The sequence below is a fragment of the Mycobacterium kubicae genome (assembly GCF_015689175.1).
In the GTDB taxonomy this organism is placed as follows: Bacteria; Actinomycetota; Actinomycetes; order Mycobacteriales; family Mycobacteriaceae; genus Mycobacterium; species Mycobacterium kubicae.
Genome location: NZ_CP065047.1, coordinates 3,399,210 through 3,416,644, shown reverse-complemented (window position 1 = coordinate 3,416,644; position 17,435 = coordinate 3,399,210). Strand labels below are relative to the sequence as shown.

Here is a 17,435-nt window from a genome sequence, read left to right as displayed (position 1 = left end):
AACAGGGGTATCACAAGGCACAATAGACACGCAGGACACAACAAAATTCTGGCAAGCATCGCGCTTATCGGGTTCACCAGGTCGTTGGGGAAGACGTCCCTCGTGGAACCGAAGGAGCAACAGATGCGTGCGTCGAACCAGTTCGCCGATGTGACGACCGGCGTGGTGTACATCCACGCCTCGCCCGCAGCGGTGTGCCCGCATGTCGAGTGGGCGTTGTCGTCGACCCTGCAGTCCAAGGCGAACTTGGTCTGGACGCCGCAGCCGGCCATGCCCGGTCAGTTGCGCGCCGTGACCAACTGGTGCGGGCCGGTGGGCACTGGCTCACGCCTGGCCAACGCCTTGCGCTCGTGGTCGGTGTTGCGCTTCGAAGTCACCGAGGATCCCAGCCCCGGCGTCGACGGGCAGCGGTTCAGTCACACCCCGCAGCTCGGTCTGTGGAGCGGGGCGATGAGCGCCAACGGCGACATCATGGTCGGGGAGATGCGGCTGCGGACGCTGATGGCCCAGGGTGCCGACACCCTTGCCGCCGAGTTGGACTCCGTCCTGGGCACCGCGTGGGATGAGGCGCTGGAGGCTTACCGGGACGGCGGCGACGCCGGTGAAGTCACGTGGCTCAGCCGCGGAGTGGGCTAGTGGTGATTGCCAGTGCGGCGGATCACCACTGTCAGCTCAGTTAACTTGCCCCTCTGTCACGGGCTTGGCTGAGACGGGCATGTCAACATTGCCCTTGCACGCGCCGCTGGAAATGTCGGTGTGGAAGACGCCGGTGAGGATTCCGTATTGGCCGGGCGTGTAGACGGTCAGCGACTTCGCCGGGTCGTATTCGACGGTTCCGTCCGGAAGTAGACAGTCCCACTGCCACGTCATCTCACGTACCCATTGGGCGCCATTCCAGGTGAATTCGACCGTGCGGGGCATGGATTCGTTCTTGGGTGGGGCCGGGCCGTTGACGGTTGCGACGCAGGTTCCGGCCGAGCAGTTGGAGGTGATCGAAACGCTGGTGCGACGGGCGAATTCGGGCTGACTGGCGGCGACGCTGGTGCCCGTCTTCGCATTTGCGTTGAGCGTCAGGATGTACTGCCCATTCCAGGAGGCGACCTCACCCGCGTGGGCGGGCGCTGCGCACAGCGCGGCGGCCATGGGTAAAGCCGCCGCGGCGGCCAAAGCGGCGGTGCGGTCCATCGTTTCCTCCAGAACGAGCAGGTTTGGAAAGGATGTCGCCGGCGGCGGCCTCGCCGTTACTTTTCCGGGCGCAGGATCTGCATCGCGGCCGGCTCGACGGAGATTTCGGCCGGTAACGCGCCTGCGTAGTCACCGTCGGCGTACACATTGATGCCAGGGCACTCGACGTGCACGGTCTTGGCGCGCGCGGTGGTGACCTCGGGCAGTTCAACGTGGGTGCCCTTGAGGGCGGTTGGAAAGAAGCGGATGAGCTTCGTCCGGGATCCCGAACACACCATGGTGATGTCGAGCAGGCCATCGGAAGGGTCGGCATGTGGGCAGATTTGCATCCCGCCGCCGTAGCTGCGCGTGTTGCCAAAGGCGGTCAAGGTCAGGTCGGTCTCGATCTCTTTGGTGCCGTCGAGCACAAGCCGAAATGGCAACAGGCGCAACTGCGAGAGCTCGGCGAACATGGCAACGTAGTACCGCAGCCGGCCATGTGGCCAAGTCATCCGATTCGCCCGGTCGGTGACCAGCGAGTCGAACCCGGTGGCCGCCACGGTGCCGAACCACTTGTCGACACCGTTGGTGTCGCGAATGCGGCCCAAGTCGATCGTTTCCGTCCAGCCGTCCACCACGACGTCGGCGGCCGCTTCGGAATCCTTGGTGGGAATGCCGAATTCGCGGGCATGGTCGTTGCCGGTGCCCGCTGGAATGATGCCCAGCGGAACGTCGGTGCCGGCCAACACCTGCAGCGCGTTGGAGATGACGCCGTCGCCGCCGGTGACCACAACGGCATCGGTGCCCTTTTCCACTGCCGCGGAGAGAAGATAACGGGCGTCGTCGGCGTTCTCACCGACAATCTCGATGACTTCCACGCCGCGCTGCTGCAGGCGAGCGATTGCTCTCTGGGCGGCGTGGACAGCCGCGCCGTGTCCGGACAGCGGATTGGTCAGCGCGGTGACCTTGCTGATTTCGCGCCGAGTCACGGAATCAGCTTGCCGGGGTTCATGATTCCGGCCGGGTCCAGTGTCGCCTTGACCGCGCGCAGCAACTGCACACCGAGTTCGCCGATCTCTTCGCGCATCCACGGCCGGTGGTCGGCCCCGACGGCGTGATGGTGGGTGATGGTGCCGCCGTTTGCCATGATCGCATCGGACGCGGCCTTTTTGGCCGTCAACCATTGCTCGATCGGATTGCCGCGCTGCCCGGCGACGACGGTGAAGTACAGCGAGGCGCCGGTGGGGTAGACGTGCGAAACGTGGCACATCACCAACGCGGGAGTGCCGGACTCGGCCAGCGAGCTGGTAAGCGCTTCTGTCACAGCGGCTTTCAGTGTCGCGATGTTGGACCACTTGGTCGCAGTCTCCAAGGTCTCGCACAGCGCGCCGGCGGCAAGCAGGGAGTCGCGCAGGTACGGCGCGGCGAATCGGCCGCGCTCCCAGGCTTGGGCCGGAGCCTCACCAAGGGAGGTGGCGCCCATCGACTCCAGTAGCGCACGGGTTTCGGCGTGCCGGCTCTCGGCGTGCTCCTTGGTGCCCTCGAACAGCGTCAGGGCCAGGCAGCCACCGGTGATCTGGTTCTCGCCGATGGATTCGGTGGTGGCGAGGTTGACTCCGGTTTCGGTCTCGTCGGATAGCCGGACGACGGTGGGACCGGTGCCGGTTTGGGTGACTGCGCGCAGCGCCTCGACGCCCGTTGGGAAGTCGGGGAACGACCACGCCTCATACCGCGTGGTTTCTGGCACCCGGTGCACGCGCAACCGCACCTGGGTGATGACGCCGAAGGTGCCTTCCGAGCCGATCGCAAGCTGGCGCAGGTCCGGGCCGGCGGCCGACGCCGCGACCCGGCCCAGATCCAGAACGCCCACCGGGGTGATCATGCGCAACCCGAGGATCATGTCGTTGAAGCGGCCGTAGCCGGCGGAGTCTTGGCCGGATGACCTGGTCGCTGCGAAGCCCCCGATGGTGGCGTACTCGAAGCTCTGCGGAAAATGTCCGAGTGAGAAGCCGTGTTCGGTGAGCAGTCGTTCGGCTTGCGGGCCGGTGACACCGGCGCCCAATTCGGCTTCGCCGGAGACTTCGTCGAGGGACAGCAGTTGGTCGAAACGCCGCAGATCCAAAGAGATGACAGCGTCGAATCTGTCGCGCACCGGATCGAGGCCGCCGACCACATTGGTGCCCCCGCCGAACGGGACGATGGCGATGCCGTGCTCGGAGCAGTAAGTCAAGATGGCGGCGACGGTGTCCTCGTCACCGGGTAGCAGTACCGCGTCGGGAGCGTCCTGGACGCCGGTGTCCTTACGGCGCAGCATGTCGGGGGTCGACTTGCCGCCGGCGTGCAGCAGGCGGTCGCGGTCGCTGGTGCGGAAATAGTCGTCGCCGACGATCTTGGCCAGCGCAATCTGGTCGGTTTCTTTCAGTGCGGTCGGACGTAGCCGTACGTCTTCGGCTTCCAGTGGCGTCTGGCCTGAGTCTTCAATGCCCACAGCCTGTTTGAGCAACGTGCGAATGCCTTCGGACAGCGGCTTGGCCGCGGCGGGATCTCCCCACGCATCCCATTTCATCGGCGGCAGCAGGTCCTCGAGGTGCGTCATGCGTTACAGTATTACACATGCTGTCAATCAGTAACGCTGTGACGGATACCGGGGATCGCATCCTTCGGGCGGCCGCCAGCTGCGTCCGCGACTACGGTGTCGACCGGGTGACGCTTGCCGAGATCGCCCGCCGGGCGGGGGTCAGCCGTCCGACGGTGTACCGTCGCTGGCCCGACACCCGCTCGATCATGTCGGCGCTGCTGACCGATCACCTGCTCGGCGTGATGCGCGAAGTGCCGGTGGACGGCGACGATCGGGAAGCGTTGGTCCGACAAGTCGTGGCGGTGGCCGACCGGTTGCGCCGCGACGAGCTCATCATGTCGGTGATGCACAGCGAATTGGCGCGGGTCTACATCACCGAGCGCCTCGGTACCAGCCAGCAATTCCTCATTGCAGGGCTGGCGGCGCGGCTTCAGGTGGCGCAGGAATCGGGCGGCGTGCGTGCCGGTGACCCGCATCAACTCGCGACCATGGTGCTGCTGATCGCGCAGTCGACGATTCAATCCGCCGACATCGTCAAGCCGGTTCTCGACGACCACGCGCTGGCCACCCAACTCACCTACGCACTGAACGGATACCTGACCTGATGTCGAATCCGACTGCTCTCAATGCTGCGCGCCGTGCCGCGGACCTTGCCGCCCTGGCCGATGGGGCGGGGGTGGATGTGGTTGTCATCGGTGGTGGCATCACCGGGACCGGCATCGCGTTGGATGCCGCGTCACGTGGGTTGCGGGTGGTGTTGGCGGAGAAGCACGATTTGGCGTTCGGCACCAGTCGGTGGAGTTCGAAGTTGGTGCACGGTGGACTGCGCTACCTTGCGACGGGCAACGTGGGCATTGCCCGGCGCAGCGCGATCGAACGCGGAATCTTGATGACGCGCAACGCCCCTCATCTGGTGCACGCCATGCCGCAACTGGTGCCGTTGTTGCCGTCGATGAATCGGGTCTCGCGTGCGCTGGTGCGCACCGGGTTCCTGGCCGGAGATGCGTTGCGCATACTCGCCGGTACACCATCGTCGACGCTGCCACGGTCGCGACGGGTGTCGGCGCAGCGCGTGGTGGAGCTGGCTCCCACCGTCGCGCGCGCCGGGTTGGACGGTGGATTCCTTGCCTACGATGGGCAATTGATCGATGACGCCCGACTGGTCACTGCCGTGGCGCGCACCGCCGCACAACACGGCGCCCGGATCCTGACCTATGTGGCGGCGTCGCAGGCCACTGACACCTCGGTGCGATTGACCGACCAGCGCACCGGCCAATCGATCGAGGTTTCGGCCAAAGCGGTCATCAACGCGGCGGGCGTCTGGGCCGGGGACATCGATTCCGCGTTGAAGTTGCGGCCAAGCCGCGGGACCCACCTCGTCTTCGATGCCAGTGCTTTCGGGAATCCCACTGCCGCGCTGACGATTCCGATACCGGGCGAGCTGAACCGCTTCGTGTTCGCCATGCCCGAGCAACTCGGCCGCGTATATCTGGGTCTGACCGACGAAGATGCGCCCGGCCCGATTCCCGATGTGCCAGAGCCGTCTTCGGACGAGGTCACCTTCCTGCTGGACACGGTGAACACCGCGTTGGGGACCGCGCTGCAGGCCACCGACGTGATCGGGGCATACGCCGGGTTGCGGCCTTTGATCGACACCGGCGCCGGCCGTACCGCTGATGTGTCACGCGACCACGCGGTGTTCGAGTCGCCGTCGGGGGTGATCAGCGTGGTGGGTGGCAAGCTGACCGAATACCGTTACATGGCAGAGGATGTGCTGAACCGGGCTATCAGTCTGCGCGGTCTGCATGCCGCGGATTGCCGGACGCGTAACTTGCCGCTGATCGGTGCGCCCGCCAATCCGGGTCCGGCGGCCGGGCCGGGGTCGGCGCCGGCTTCCATGGTGGCGCGTTACGGCGCTGAGGCGGCCAACGTGGTGGCCAGCGCAACGTGTGAGCGGCCCACCGAACCGGTCGCCGAAGGCGTCGACGTGACGCGTGCGGAGTTCGAATACGCCGTAACCCACGAGGGCGCGCTGGATGTGGACGACATACTCGATCGTCGCACCCGCATCGGTCTGGTGCCGCGCGACCGCGAGCGGGTGGTCGAGGTGGCGCAGGAGTTCCTGGCCCGAGTGGGCTAGCGCTCGCGGTAAGAAGGTGACCTTACAGCGGGATGTTCTTGTGGCGTCCGCGGCGGGCGGGAGCCTGAGCCAGTGCCTCGGTCAGCTTGCTGCGGGTGTGCGACGGGTCAATCTTCTCGTCGACCACACCGATCTCGATGGCGCTGTCCACCCCACCGGCGATGCGCTCGTGCTCGGCGGCCAATTCGTTGTGCAGCGCCTCGCGCTCGTGCTCGGGCGCGGCGGCCAGCTTGCGCTTGTGCAGGATGCCGACGGCGGCCTTGGCGCCCATCACCGCGACTTCAGCGTCCGGCCAGGCGAACACCTTGGTCGCGTTGAGCGAGCGCGAGTTCATCGCAATGTAGGCCCCGCCGTAGATCTTGCGGGTGACCAGCGTGACCCGCGGAACGGTGGCCTCACCGAACGCGTGCAGCAGCTTGGCGCCGCGGCGCACCACGCCGCCCCACTCCTGGTCGACACCGGGCAGATACCCGGGAACGTCGACGACGACCACCAGTGGGATGCCGAACGCGTCGCACAACCGCACGAAACGCGCTGCCTTCTCGGCACTTTCGGAGTTCAAGCAGCCACCTAAGCGCAGCGGATTGTTGGCCAGCACGCCGACCGTGCGTCCGGACAACCGGCCCAGGCCGACCACCATGGACGGCGCCCACTTGGCCTGGAACTCGTCGAATGGGGTGTCCTCGTCGAGGATGGCGGTCACGATCGGGTGTACGTCGTAGGCCCGCCGCGCCGACTCGGGCAGCAGCGCCTTGATGTCGGTGTCGCCGGCTTCGGCTTTGTTGCGGTCGAAATGCCCCTGCTGGCAGAACAATCCGACCAGCCGGCGGCCGCGCTCATAGGCGTCGAGTTCGTCGTCGGCGACGATGTGGCACACGCCGGACTTCTTGTGGTGGGTCTCCGGTCCTCCGAGGGAGGCCATGTCGACGTCCTCGCCGGTGACGCTGCGGACCACGTCGGGCCCGGTGACAAACACCCGGCTTTCCGGCGCCATCACGATGACGTCGGTCAGCGCCGGGCCATAAGCGGCGCCGCCAGCGGCGAAGCCGACGACCACCGAGATCTGCGGAATGTAGCCGGACGCACGGATCATGGCCTCGAAGACCTGACCGACGGCGTGCAGTGCGCGCACCCCCTCGGCCAGTCGGGCACCGCCGGAGTGCCAGATGCCCACGATCGGGCTCTGCTCCTCGATGGCGGTGTCGTAGGCGTTGACGATGTGCGCGCAGCCCTCGACACCCATGGCGCCGCCCATGACGGTGCCGTCGGTGCAGAAGGCGATGGTGCGGACACCGTTGACCGTGCCTGCGGCGGCCAGCACCCCAGAGCGGTCACGCTCGTGCAGCAGTTCGATGCTGCCGTCGTCGAGGAAATTGCTCAGACGCAACAACGGGTCGCGGGGGTCGAGCGACTCGTCAACCGCCGCCGGGGCCATGATTGTCATCGCAGATCTCCTAGTTCGACAGTGATGCTCTGGTTTATCCGGTGATCCTTGGCTTTTTCTAAAGCACCGTTAGTAACGCCCAAACGTCAGCGCCACATTGTGCCCGCCGAAACCGAACGAGTTGTTGACCGCATAGTTGTACTCGCCCGGTCGCGGCTTACCTGCCACCACATCCAAATCGATTTCTGGATCTTGGTTTTCCAGGTTCAGTGTCGGGGGAACGATCTGGTCGCGCAATGCGAGCACGGTCAGGATCGACTCCACCGCGCTGACCGCTCCCACCGAGTGACCCAGCGCCGCCTTGGGTGCGTACACCGCCGGCTTGTGGCCGCCGAGGGCGCGGTTGATGGCCCTGCTCTCCGCCAGGTCACCGACCACGGTACCGGTGGCGTGCGCATTGACATGGTCGATGTCGCGCGGGGTCAGCCCGGCCAGCTGGATCGCCCGGGTCATCGCGTCCGCGGCGCGTTCCCCGTTGGGGTCCGGCGCGACCATGTGGTAGGCGTCGGAGGTGATACCCGCGCCCATCACTCGGGCCAGGATGTTGGCTCCGCGAGCCTTGGCGTGCTCCTCGGTCTCGATGACCATCAGCGCGCCGGCCTCGCCGAACACGAAGCCGGTGCGGTCCTTGTCGAACGGGCGACAGGCACCGGCCGGGTCGTCGTTGTTGGTCGACATCACCATGCGCATCTGGGCGAACGCGGCGATCGGAACCGCTTCGATCTTGATCTCCACGCCGCCGCAGACCGCGATGTCGGCCTCACCGAACACGATGTTGCGCCACGCCTGGGCGATGCCCTCAGCGCCGGACGCGCAGGCCGAGATGGGAGTGATCACGCCCGCTTTGGCGTGCAATTCCAGCCCGACGGCCGCCGCGGCGCCGTTGGGCATGAACTTCTGCACACCGAGCGGAGAGACCGCCTTCATGCCACGAACGCGCATGTCGTCGTAGCTGAGAACCATTTCCTCGTTCGATCCCAGGCCGGTGCCGATGGAGACCAGCAGTCGGTTGGTGTCGACCTCGGGGGAACCGGCGTTCTCCCACACCCGCCGGCTCAACACGGTGGACATCCGCTGCAGATAACCCATCCGGCGCAGCTCGACGCGCGTCAGCGAGCTGTCGAAATCCTCGACCAGATGACCCCCGATACGTACCGGCAGGCCGAACTCGTCGAGGAACGGGTCGTCCATGGTGCGAATACCACTTTGGTGGTCGAGCAACATCTTCCACGTGGATTCGGCGTCGGATGCCAGCGCAGTCGTCATGGCAACGCCGGTGACGACCACGTTCGGGAACGCTCTCCCGGTAACCAGCTCTGTCATTGGTCTTGCGACCGATCCTTTCCTGCCTCTAATAACGCCCGAAGGCGAGCGCCACGTTGTGGCCGCCGAACCCGAACGAGTTGTTGATCGCGTACTGGTATTCGCCGTAACGCGGTTCGCCCGCAACGACATCCAGATCGATCTCGGGGTCCGGAGTCTCGTAGTTCAAGGTCGGTGGGATGACGCCGTCCCGAAGGCTCAACACCGTGAGAACTGATTCCAGTGCGCCGACAGCACCGATGGAGTGCCCCAGCGCTGACTTCGGCGCGTACACCGCGGCACGCTCACAACCGGCGACGCGGATGGCGTTGGCCTCCGCGGTGTCACCGATCGGCGTTGCCGTCCCGTGGGCGTTGACGTGGTCGACGTCCTTGGGGGACAAGCCCGCCAATTCCAGTGCCCTGGTCATCGCCCGACCGGCGCGAACGCCGTCGGCCGCCGGGGCCACCATGTGGAAGGCGTCGGAGGTGATACCGGCGCCCATCAACCGGGCCAACGGCTTGGCGCCGCGGGCCTTGGCGTGCTCCTCGGTCTCGATGACCATGAGCGCTCCGGCCTCACCGAACACGAAGCCGTCGCGGTCCTTGTCGAACGGCCGCGACGCGCGCTCCGGCTCCTCGTTGCGGGTCGACATGGCCCGCATCATCGAGAACGCCGCAATGGGCAGCGCCTCGATAGGTCCTTCGACGCCGCCGCAGACGGCGATCTCGGCGTCACCCATGACGATCTGACGCCACGCATGCGCGATGGCCTCCGAGCCCGACGAGCAGGCCGACACCGGGGTTATCACGCCGGCGCGGGCGCCGAGTTGCAAGCCCACGACCGCCGCAGCACCGTTGGGCATGATCATCTGAACGGCCAGCGGCGACACCTTGCGGGGGCCGCCCTCGTTCATCAGGTCGTAGCTCTCGATGACGCGTTCGGCGCCACCGAGGCCGGTGCCGACCACGACGCTGAACCGGTCGGGGTCGACCTCTGGGTTGCCTGCGCTGTCCCACAGCTGGCCGCTGAGATGCTTGGCCATCCGCTGGACATACGACATGCGGCGCATGTCGAGCCTGCCCATGTGGTTGTCGATGGGCTCCTTGAGGTGGCCACCGATCTTGACCGGCAGGTCCCACTTGGTGATGTATTCGTCTTCTAGGACGTGGATGCCGCTTTCGCCGGCCAGCAAACCCTTCCACGTGCCCTCGACGTCCGGCGCGATCGACGTCGTCGCCGTGACGGCGGTTACCACGACATTGGGGTAACCGCCGTTAGCAGTGGAAGGCTTGGTCACTTGCTCTCCGCTTCGAGCCTCGCCTGGACGTTGGCAACCGCGTCGGGGTTTTCCGACTCGATCTTGGCGCGCAGAGCCTGAGCAGCCTCGGGGTTCTCTTCCTCGAGCTTCTGGATGTAGGCGACGACGTCACCGACGGTGCGCAGACCAGCGAGGTCCTCGTCCGGGATCTTGACGCCGTACTTGTCCTCGGTCTGAACAGCGATCTCAACCATCGACAGCGAGTCGATGTCCAGGTCGTCGACGAACGACTTCTCCGGGGTGACCTCCGACGGCTCGATACCGGTGACCTCTTCGATGATCTCGGCGATACCGGCGATGATTTCTTCTTGACTGACGGCCACAGCTTTTCCCTTCGTAATGTGTTGTGTTGCAAACGAACTGACGTACGTTTTGGTCTGGCCGAAGCCGGCGAATTACAAGTTCGCCAACTCGTCCAGGTCTGCGGGTGACTTGACGGCGCGCGTCGGAACCCCCCGAAGTTCGCGTTTGGCGATACCGGTCAGGGTGCCCGCGGGCGGGAACTCGACGATCGCCGTGACATTGTGCTCGCGCAGGGTCGCAGTGCACAGGTCCCAGCGCACCGGCTGGGTGAGTTGCGCGACCAGCGTCTGCATGGCCGCTGCGGCTGACGCCACCGGCTTTCCGTCCCGGTTGGACAGCAGCGTGGCGGTGGGCTCGGCGGTCGCGATGTTGGTCGCGGCGGCGCCATAGCCTTCCAGCGCGGGAGCCATGAACTGGGTGTGGAACGCCCCGGCCACGCTCAGTGCCCGGACCCGGGCTTTGGCCGGCGGGTCTTCGGCGAGCTTGTCCAGCGCGGTGAGCCGGCCGGCGGCGACGATTTGACCGGCGGCGTTGCGGTTGGCCGGCACCAGGTCGAGCTGCTCGAGGCGGGTCAGCACCTCGCCCTCGTCACCGCCGAGCACCGCGGACATCCCGGTGGGTTCGAGCGCGCAGGCCTTGGCCATCTCGGCGCCGCGGGTGGCGGCCAGTGCAACGGCGTCGTCGGCCGCCAGTACGCCGGCGATCGCGTAGGCCGCGATCTCGCCGACGGAGTGACCGGCGGCAATGACTTCCTGATCGGCCAGCAGCCCCCGCTTGGTCAGCTCACCGTGAGCCAGCAGCGTGGCCGCGACAATCAACGGCTGGGCGACCGCGGTGTCGGTGATCTCCTCGATCGACGCGCTGGTGCCCAACCGGGCCAAGTCCAGGCCGCTAGCCTTGGACCACGCCGCAATCCGGTCTGCTGCGCCGGGCAGTTCCAGCCACGGCGACAGCATCCCCTCGGTCTGGGAACCCTGTCCGGGTGCAAGCAACGCAATCACGTGTCTAAGAGAACACTGTGAAGACGGTTTTGCGGGGTGTAACAGATTATGAACCTCGTCTTAGGTTTTTGTATACCTCCCACAAAATACCCTCGTAAGCTACATTTTTGAGATCGCGCCGCGATCTGTCATCTGAGTCACTATCCGCTCGCGGTCGCGGCAGAACCGCCTCTGACCGGCAGCGGAGCCTGCGAGAGGGTGTTCACGGTGACGCCGGACGGATTCGTCGGGTAGTTGAGCTGGCCCACCGTGGCGGCGACGCGCAGCACGTAGGCGTCCCGTGGTTGGGTCGGATCACGGCCCGTGAAGTCGGTGATTCGCTTGAGTCGGTAGCGCACCGTGTTTGGATGAACGAACAACTTCCTGGCACAAGCCTCAATAGCGCCGCCAGAATCTAAGAAAGCGTCCAGGGTCTCGACGAGCGTGGGCCCGGCGTCGGCCAGGGGCCGCATCACGTCGGTGTGCAACGCCACGATCGCCGAGGCGTCACCCATCAGGGCGCGTTCCGGCAGCAATTCCCGGGCCAGAACGGGCCGTGGGGCGCCGCGCCACCCGGCGACGGCGTTCATCCCCGAGATTGCCTCGCTGGCGCTGTGGTAGGCGGCTGTGAGCATCGGCGCCGTCGGCCCGATCACGATAGGTCCGTCCGAGAAGGCCGTCAGCAGGTCCTTCAAGAACTTGTCGGTCGGGGACAGGTGGCCGGAGACGATCGCCACCAGCCAGGTGCCGTGCACGTCGGTCAGTGCGGCGCGGCCGTGCCGGATGGCGATGTCGCGCACGTCCTGGCTGGCGCGCTCACTGCCCTGGCCGTTGGACCCGTCCCGTCCGGGTGCCGGGGTGCCGACCACGACGGTCGCCGGCGCGGTGGTGTCCCAGTTCAAGGCGGCCGCACGGGACAGCAGTTCCGGGCCGGTGTCGCCGCGCACGACGGCGTCGACGACGCTGGCCTCCATCCGGCTGTCCCAGGTGCCCCGGGCCTCGGCCGCGTCGGCGTAGGCCGAGGCCGCGGTGAACGCCAGGTCGCGGCTGTACTTCAAGATGCCGACGGTCAGTGCGGTCAACTGCTCTTCGGAGCGGGCCAGCAGGGGCACCACCTCTTCGAAGAACTCCATCGTCACGCGCACCATGTCCACGGTGTGGCGCAGCGCGATCCGGCGCGTCAGATCCTGGGGTACCAGTTCGAAGGCCTGGGCGGTGTAGCTGACGTTGCTGTGCGGGTCCTGCATCCACTCGACGAAGTTGACCACCGCCGTCTGAACCACGAGCGCCACGCTGGCGCGCTGAGATGCTTCCAGGTCAGCGAAGAACGGCAACCGTTCCTGCATCGCCGAGACGGCCTCGGTGGCAAGCCGGCCGGAATACTGCTTCAACCGGCGCAGCAGCGAGTCGGGCACGGTGTCGACCAGTTCCAGCGGCGACCTCGCCTGGCCGAGGCGGCCAAGGGGACTGAACTGATTGTCATTCACACCTAAAAGCTACGCCCCGTTTATGGAAGGTTCCGCCAAGTGGGCTTCCTCGGAGCGGCGCCGAGCGTAAAGCTGGCCGCGCACTGAGCGCCGAGCGTGAAGCTGGCTTCACGCTCGGCATAGACCGCGGACTCAGGTCGCGCTACCGGCGTCCTCGTCTTGACCCCGCGCGGCCTGGACGTCGTCGATCTTGTACTGACGGGCCGCCTTGATCGGCACCGACGCGTCGATCTCCTGGTCGCGGGCCAGGGCCTCGAGCACGGCCACGACTTGTGACTCGGCGTCGGTGTTGAAGTAGCGGCGGGCCGCCGGGCGGGTGTCGGAGAAGCCGAACCCGTCGGTGCCCAAGGTCAGATACGTGCCGGGCACCCACGGCCGGATCTGCTCGGGAACGGCGCGCATCCAGTCCGACACGGCGATCACCGGCCCGGCGGTGTCGGCGAGCACCTGCGTGACGTACGCGTCGCGGGCGGGCTCGTCGGGATGGCGCAGCCGATGCGTTTCGACGGCCACCCCGTCGCGGTTGAGTTCGCTCCAGCTGGTCACCGACCACACGTCGGCGGCCACATCCCAGTCCTCGGCCAACAGCTGGGAGGCCTTGAGCGCCGCGGGCATCGACACCCCGCTGGCCAGGATCTGCGCCCTGCTGCCGCGTTCCTCGGTCACTGCGTGGTAGCGGTAGATGCCGCGCAGCACACCCTCGGGGTCGAAGTTCTCCGGCTCCGGCGGCTGCACGTACGGCTCGTTGTAGACGGTGATGTAGAAGTACACGTTTTCGGGGTTCTCGCCGTACATGCGGGCCAGGCCGCTTTCGATGATGTAGGCGATCTCGAAGGCGTACGCCGGGTCGTAGGCGATCACTGCCGGGTTGGTCGCCGCCAACAACAGCGAATGGCCGTCGGCATGCTGCAGGCCCTCGCCGGTCAGCGTGGTGCGCCCGGCGGTGGCGCCGAGCAGAAACCCGCGGGTCATCTGGTCGGCAGCGGCCCACAGGTCGTCACCGGTGCGCTGGAATCCGAACATCGAATAGAAGATGTAGATCGGAATCATCGGCTCGTCGTGCGTCGCATACGAAGTGCCGGCGGCGATGAACGAGCCCACCGAACCCGCTTCGTTGATGCCTTCGTGCAGGATCTGGCCGACTTCACTTTCCTTGTACGCCAACATCAATTCGGCGTCGACGGCGGTGTAGAGCTGGCCGTAGCGGTTGTAGATCTTCAGCGACGGGAACCAGGAGTCCATGCCGAACGTGCGCGCCTCGTCGGGGATGATGGGCACGATGCGCGGCCCAACCTCCTTGTCCCGCAACACTTCCTTGAAGGTGCGCACGGTCGCCATGGTGGTGGCGACTTCCTGCTGTCCGGAGCCCTTCTTCATCGCCGCGTAGATCTTGCGTTCCGGCAATTTGAGTGCCTTGGACTTGGTCCTGCGTTCGGGAACGAAGCCGCCCAGCGTGCGCCGCCGGTCGAGCATGTACCGGATCTCCGGGGCGTCGGCGCCCGGGTGGTAATACGGCGGCAGATAGGGGTCTTCCTCCAGCTGGGCGTCGCTGACCGGGATGCGCATGGAGTCGCGGAAAGCTTTGAGGTCTTCCAGCGCAAGCTTTTTCATCTGGTGAGTGGCGTTGCGGCCCTGGAAGTGGGCGCCCAGTGAGTAGCCCTTGATGGTCTTGGCCAGGATCACCGTCGGCTGTCCCTTGTGGTCGACGGCGGCGCGGTAGGCGGCGTAAACCTTGCGGTAGTCATGCCCGCCACGTTTGAGGTTCCAGATTTCCTGGTCGCTCATGTGCTCGACCAGCGCCTTGGTGCGCGGGTCCCGGCCGAAGAAGTGGTCGCGCACATACGCGCCGTCGTTGGCCTTGTAGGTCTGGTAGTCACCGTCCGGGGTGGAGTTCATCAGGTTCACCAGGGCGCCGTCGCGGTCGGCGTGCAGCAGCGCATCCCATTCCCGGCCCCAGACCACCTTGATGACGTTCCAGCCGGCGCCGCGGAAGAACGACTCGAGTTCCTGGATGATCTTGCCGTTGCCGCGCACCGGGCCGTCCAGGCGCTGCAGGTTGCAGTTGATGACGAACGTCAGGTTGTCCAAGCCCTCCAGCGCGCCGATGTGCAGCAAGCCGCGGCTTTCCGGCTCGTCCATCTCGCCGTCGCCGAGGAAGCACCACACGTGCTGGTCGGAGGTGTCTTTGATGCCCCGGTCGTGCAGGTAATGGTTGAACCGGGCTTGGTAGATGGCGTTCAGCGGGCCCAGCCCCATCGACACGGTGGGGAATTCCCAGAAGTCGGGCATCAGCCGCGGATGTGGGTAGGACGGCAACCCGCCGCCGGGGTGGCTGTGCTCTTGGCGGAAGCCGTCCAGCAGATCGGCGCTGAGCCGGCCTTCGAGGTAGGCCCGCGCGTAGATGCCGGGGGAGGCGTGGCCCTGAATGAACACCTGGTCGCCGCCGCCGGGATGGGACTTGCCGCGGAAGAAGTGGTTGAAGCCGACCTCGTAGAGGGCCGCCGACGACGCGTAGGTCGAGATGTGGCCGCCGACACCGACGCCGGGCCGCTGCGCGCGGTGCACCATGATGGCCGCGTTCCACCTGATCCAGGCGCGGTAGCGGCGTTCCACGTCCTCGTCACCGGGAAACCACGGCTCCAGCTCGGTGGGAATGGTGTTGACGTAGTCAGTGGAGGTCAACGCCGGGATGGCGACCCGTTGTTCGCCGGCTCGTTCCAGCAACCGCAACATCAGATATCGCGCGCGCGCCGGCCCGGAACGGGCCAGGAGTTGGTCGAAGGACTCCAACCACTCCGAAGTTTCCTCCGGGTCGATGTCGGGCAGATACGACGCGACGCCTTCACGAATCACCCGAACTCGGTCGGGTTCGCTTGCGTTGCTTGATGATTTCGCCAGATCGTTGCGCGCGAACTCGGTCGTCAACTCACCACTCCTAAGCTGGCGGGGGCCTGCCTTGTCTCTATCGTGCCGCACTGGCGTCCCGGGCGGATAGCCGCCGCCACAAACCGAACACGGTGCATGTGGGACAGGTGGGACCGTGACCCGGTAACGTCAGACCCCGTGCTCATCGGATGGCGTGCCGTCCCTCGCGCGCACACGGGGGAATTCCCTCGGCGAGGTGCTGCGGCGCTCGGGTGTATTGCGGTGCTGGCGATGGGCATCGTGGGGTGTACCAGCGTCACCGAAGGCACGGCCACACCCGACACCAACGTCGCGCCCGCCTACCGCTCGTCGGTGTCGGCCTCGGTGTCGGCCTCGTCGGCGACGTCCAGCGTCCGCGAATCGCAACGTCAGCAATCCTTGACCACCAGGGCCATCCACACCTCCTGCGACACCATGGCCACCACCAGCAAGGATGCCATCGACAAGGTGAACGCTTTTGTCGGGGCTTTCAATGCGGGTCGTAACACCGGCCCCACCGAGGGGCCGGCCATCGCGGCGCTCAACGACAGCGCCCAGCAGGTTGAAGGCAGCTACAGCGGCGCGTTGTCGCAGCAGATGCGCGACGCGATGAACGCCTACGTCGACGCGGCCCGCGCGGTGGCCAACGCCATCGCCACGCACGCGCCCACGGCGGAGTTCAACCGGCGCGTCGACGCCCTCAACGACGCGAAAACGAAGGCACTGAACTTATGCAGAGCTTCCTACTGAGGTCCGGTATCGACCGGGCCGAGCTTGTGCAACGATAAACCCCAGCGCACGTCGTGCGGAGGTTCGAAGGAGGTTCCACGGTGGTCGCGGCGGATCACGCCCCGAGCTACGCTCGCAAACTGGGCATCCAACGGGACCAAGTCGTCCAGGAGTGGGGCTGGGACGAAGACACCGACGACGACATCCGCGCGGCAGTCGAAGAGGCGTGTGGCGCCGACTTGCTCGACGAAGACACCGATGAAGTTGTCGATGTCGTCTTGCTGTGGTGGCGCGACGGCGACGGGGACTTGGTGGACACGTTGATGGATGCGATCAGCCCGCTGGCCGAAGACGGCGTGATCTGGGTGCTGACGCCCAAGACCGGCCGGCCGGGGCATGTGCTGCCGGCTGAGATCGCCGAAGCGGCTCCCACCGCGGGCTTGATGCCGACCTCGTCTGTCAATCTCGGTGATTGGAGCGCCAGCCGGCTGGTGCAGCCCAAGTCTCGCGCCGGGAAGCGCTGATGCTGGACGTCGGAGCCACCGCCCCCGACTTCACGCTGCGCGACCAGAATCAACAACCCGTCACGCTCAGCGACTATCGCGGCACGAAGAACGTGCTGCTGGTGTTCTTTCCGCTGGCTTTCACCGGCATCTGCCAAGGTGAGCTCGATCAGATCCGCGATCATCTGCCGGACTTCGAGAACGACGATCGGGCGGTGCTGACCATCTCGGTGGGCCCGCCGCCGACGCACAAGATCTGGGCGACCCAGAACGGCTTCCTGTTCCCCGTGTTGTCGGATTTTTGGCCGCACGGCGCGGTGAGCCAGGCCTACGGGGTGTTCAACGAGCAGGCCGGCATCTCCAACCGCGGCACCTTTGCCGTCGACAAGTCGGGAATCATCCGGTTCGCCGAGATGAAGCAGCCCGGAGAAGCCCGCGACCAGCGCATGTGGACCGACGCGCTGGCCGCGCTGGCGGGCTGAGGCTCTGCTCGGGTTGGCGAGCGCGCGTGTCTGTACAGGGACACGCCGGAAAGCCTGGCATTCTGCGCACGCTCGTCTGGGAGGATCGGCGTTTTGAG

Annotated in this window: 16 protein-coding genes; 6 read left to right on the top strand and 10 right to left on the bottom strand. The window is 66.2% G+C overall.

Annotation, left to right across the window (positions count from 1 at the left end; all coding sequences use genetic code 11):
- The first annotated feature begins 123 nt into the window (after positions 1 to 123).
- Positions 124 to 636 (top strand): DUF3145 domain-containing protein, encoded by a 513-nt coding sequence (locus tag I2456_RS16085; protein WP_068027165.1) that lies wholly within the window; start codon positions 124 to 126, stop codon positions 634 to 636.
- Positions 637 to 672: 36 nt separating this feature from the next.
- Here I2456_RS16085 and I2456_RS16080 read toward each other — a convergent pair whose 3' ends face one another.
- Genes I2456_RS16080 through I2456_RS16070 form a run of 3 tightly spaced genes read right to left on the bottom strand, consistent with a single transcriptional unit; the run spans position 673 to position 3,730 of the window.
- Positions 673 to 1,185, bottom strand: coding sequence for an Rv2253 family sensor-like surface protein (locus I2456_RS16080; RefSeq protein ID WP_085074575.1), 513 nt, complete (start codon positions 1,183 to 1,185; stop codon positions 673 to 675).
- A 56-nt stretch (positions 1,186 to 1,241) separates the two neighbouring features.
- The gene (locus tag I2456_RS16075; protein ID WP_085074574.1) at positions 1,242 to 2,153 is read right to left on the bottom strand and encodes a diacylglycerol kinase; all 912 of its coding nucleotides are present in this window, start codon (positions 2,151 to 2,153) and stop codon (positions 1,242 to 1,244) included.
- The gene (locus tag I2456_RS16070) at positions 2,150 to 3,730 is read right to left on the bottom strand and encodes an FAD-binding oxidoreductase (RefSeq protein ID WP_139823210.1); all 1,581 of its coding nucleotides are present in this window, start codon (positions 3,728 to 3,730) and stop codon (positions 2,150 to 2,152) included. Before I2456_RS16070 ends, I2456_RS16075 begins: the two co-directional genes overlap by 4 nt.
- 47 nt (positions 3,731 to 3,777) lie before the next feature.
- Between I2456_RS16070 and I2456_RS16065 the strand changes: the two genes are divergently transcribed.
- Together I2456_RS16065 and I2456_RS16060 are read left to right on the top strand one after the other, a co-directional pair.
- On the top strand, positions 3,778 to 4,347 hold the full coding sequence (locus I2456_RS16065; protein WP_085074572.1) for a TetR/AcrR family transcriptional regulator: 570 nt from the start codon (positions 3,778 to 3,780) through the stop codon (positions 4,345 to 4,347).
- On the top strand, positions 4,347 to 5,882 hold the full coding sequence (locus I2456_RS16060; RefSeq protein WP_139823200.1) for a glycerol-3-phosphate dehydrogenase/oxidase: 1,536 nt from the start codon (positions 4,347 to 4,349) through the stop codon (positions 5,880 to 5,882). The genes I2456_RS16065 and I2456_RS16060 overlap by 1 nt, the downstream gene beginning before the upstream one ends.
- A 22-nt stretch (positions 5,883 to 5,904) precedes the next feature.
- Here the strand turns inward: I2456_RS16060 and I2456_RS16055 are convergent, their stop codons facing one another.
- From I2456_RS16055 to aceE, 7 genes are all read right to left on the bottom strand, one after another.
- Entirely contained in the window at positions 5,905 to 7,326 is a 1,422-nt protein-coding gene (locus I2456_RS16055) for an acyl-CoA carboxylase subunit beta (protein WP_085074570.1), read from the bottom strand.
- Positions 7,327 to 7,395: 69 nt separating this feature from the next.
- The gene (gene kasB / locus I2456_RS16050) at positions 7,396 to 8,649 is read right to left on the bottom strand and encodes a 3-oxoacyl-ACP synthase KasB (protein WP_068160723.1); all 1,254 of its coding nucleotides are present in this window, start codon (positions 8,647 to 8,649) and stop codon (positions 7,396 to 7,398) included.
- 28 nt (positions 8,650 to 8,677) lie between these two features.
- Positions 8,678 to 9,928 carry a 3-oxoacyl-ACP synthase KasA gene (kasA, locus tag I2456_RS16045; protein ID WP_068026902.1) on the bottom strand — a complete coding sequence of 417 codons (1,251 nt, stop codon included), beginning with the start codon at positions 9,926 to 9,928 and terminating at the stop codon, positions 8,678 to 8,680.
- Complete coding sequence (acpM, locus tag I2456_RS16040; RefSeq protein ID WP_067416664.1) at positions 9,925 to 10,272, bottom strand: meromycolate extension acyl carrier protein AcpM; 348 nt, start codon at positions 10,270 to 10,272, stop codon at positions 9,925 to 9,927. The genes kasA and acpM overlap by 4 nt, the downstream gene beginning before the upstream one ends.
- 72 nt (positions 10,273 to 10,344) lie before the next feature.
- Positions 10,345 to 11,253, bottom strand: a complete 909-nt coding sequence (locus I2456_RS16035; RefSeq protein WP_085074569.1) for an ACP S-malonyltransferase — start codon at positions 11,251 to 11,253, stop codon at positions 10,345 to 10,347.
- 140 nt (positions 11,254 to 11,393) lie between these two features.
- Entirely contained in the window at positions 11,394 to 12,719 is a 1,326-nt protein-coding gene (locus tag I2456_RS16030) for a PucR family transcriptional regulator (RefSeq protein WP_085074568.1), read from the bottom strand.
- Positions 12,720 to 12,851: 132 nt separating this feature from the next.
- Positions 12,852 to 15,644, bottom strand: a complete 2,793-nt coding sequence (gene aceE, locus I2456_RS16025) for a pyruvate dehydrogenase (acetyl-transferring), homodimeric type (protein WP_068156215.1) — start codon at positions 15,642 to 15,644, stop codon at positions 12,852 to 12,854.
- A gap of 138 nt (positions 15,645 to 15,782) precedes the next feature.
- On the opposite strand from aceE, the gene I2456_RS16020 reads away from it, so the two are divergent.
- The 3 genes from I2456_RS16020 (at position 15,783) to I2456_RS16010 (ending at position 17,337) form a co-directional block, all read left to right on the top strand.
- Positions 15,783 to 16,373 (top strand): hypothetical protein, encoded by a 591-nt coding sequence (locus I2456_RS16020; RefSeq protein ID WP_082952098.1) that lies wholly within the window; start codon positions 15,783 to 15,785, stop codon positions 16,371 to 16,373.
- Positions 16,374 to 16,453: 80 nt separating this feature from the next.
- Positions 16,454 to 16,876 (top strand): DUF3052 domain-containing protein, encoded by a 423-nt coding sequence (locus tag I2456_RS16015; RefSeq protein WP_068026886.1) that lies wholly within the window; start codon positions 16,454 to 16,456, stop codon positions 16,874 to 16,876.
- A complete protein-coding gene (locus tag I2456_RS16010) occupies positions 16,876 to 17,337 on the top strand; it encodes a peroxiredoxin (protein ID WP_068026884.1) in 462 nt (153 codons plus the stop codon). Before I2456_RS16015 ends, I2456_RS16010 begins: the two co-directional genes overlap by 1 nt.
- Positions 17,338 to 17,435 lie beyond the last annotated feature (98 nt).

Bases quoted from the DNA above. Each gene is read 5' to 3' on its own strand.
- I2456_RS16085 (WP_068027165.1), top strand. From the start codon at position 124: ATGCGTGCGTCGAACCAGTTCGCCGATGTGACGACCGGCGTGGTGTAC.
- I2456_RS16080 (WP_085074575.1), bottom strand. From the start codon at position 1,185: ATGGACCGCACCGCCGCTTTGGCCGCCGCGGCGGCTTTACCCATGGCC.
- I2456_RS16070 (WP_139823210.1), bottom strand. From the start codon at position 3,730: ATGAAATGGGATGCGTGGGGAGATCCCGCCGCGGCCAAGCCGCTGTCC.
- I2456_RS16065 (WP_085074572.1), top strand. From the start codon at position 3,778: ATGCTGTCAATCAGTAACGCTGTGACGGATACCGGGGATCGCATCCTT.
- I2456_RS16060 (WP_139823200.1), top strand. From the start codon at position 4,347: ATGTCGAATCCGACTGCTCTCAATGCTGCGCGCCGTGCCGCGGACCTT.
- I2456_RS16055 (WP_085074570.1), bottom strand. From the start codon at position 7,326: ATGACAATCATGGCCCCGGCGGCGGTTGACGAGTCGCTCGACCCCCGC.
- kasB (WP_068160723.1), bottom strand. From the start codon at position 8,649: ATGACAGAGCTGGTTACCGGGAGAGCGTTCCCGAACGTGGTCGTCACC.
- I2456_RS16010 (WP_068026884.1), top strand. From the start codon at position 16,876: ATGCTGGACGTCGGAGCCACCGCCCCCGACTTCACGCTGCGCGACCAG.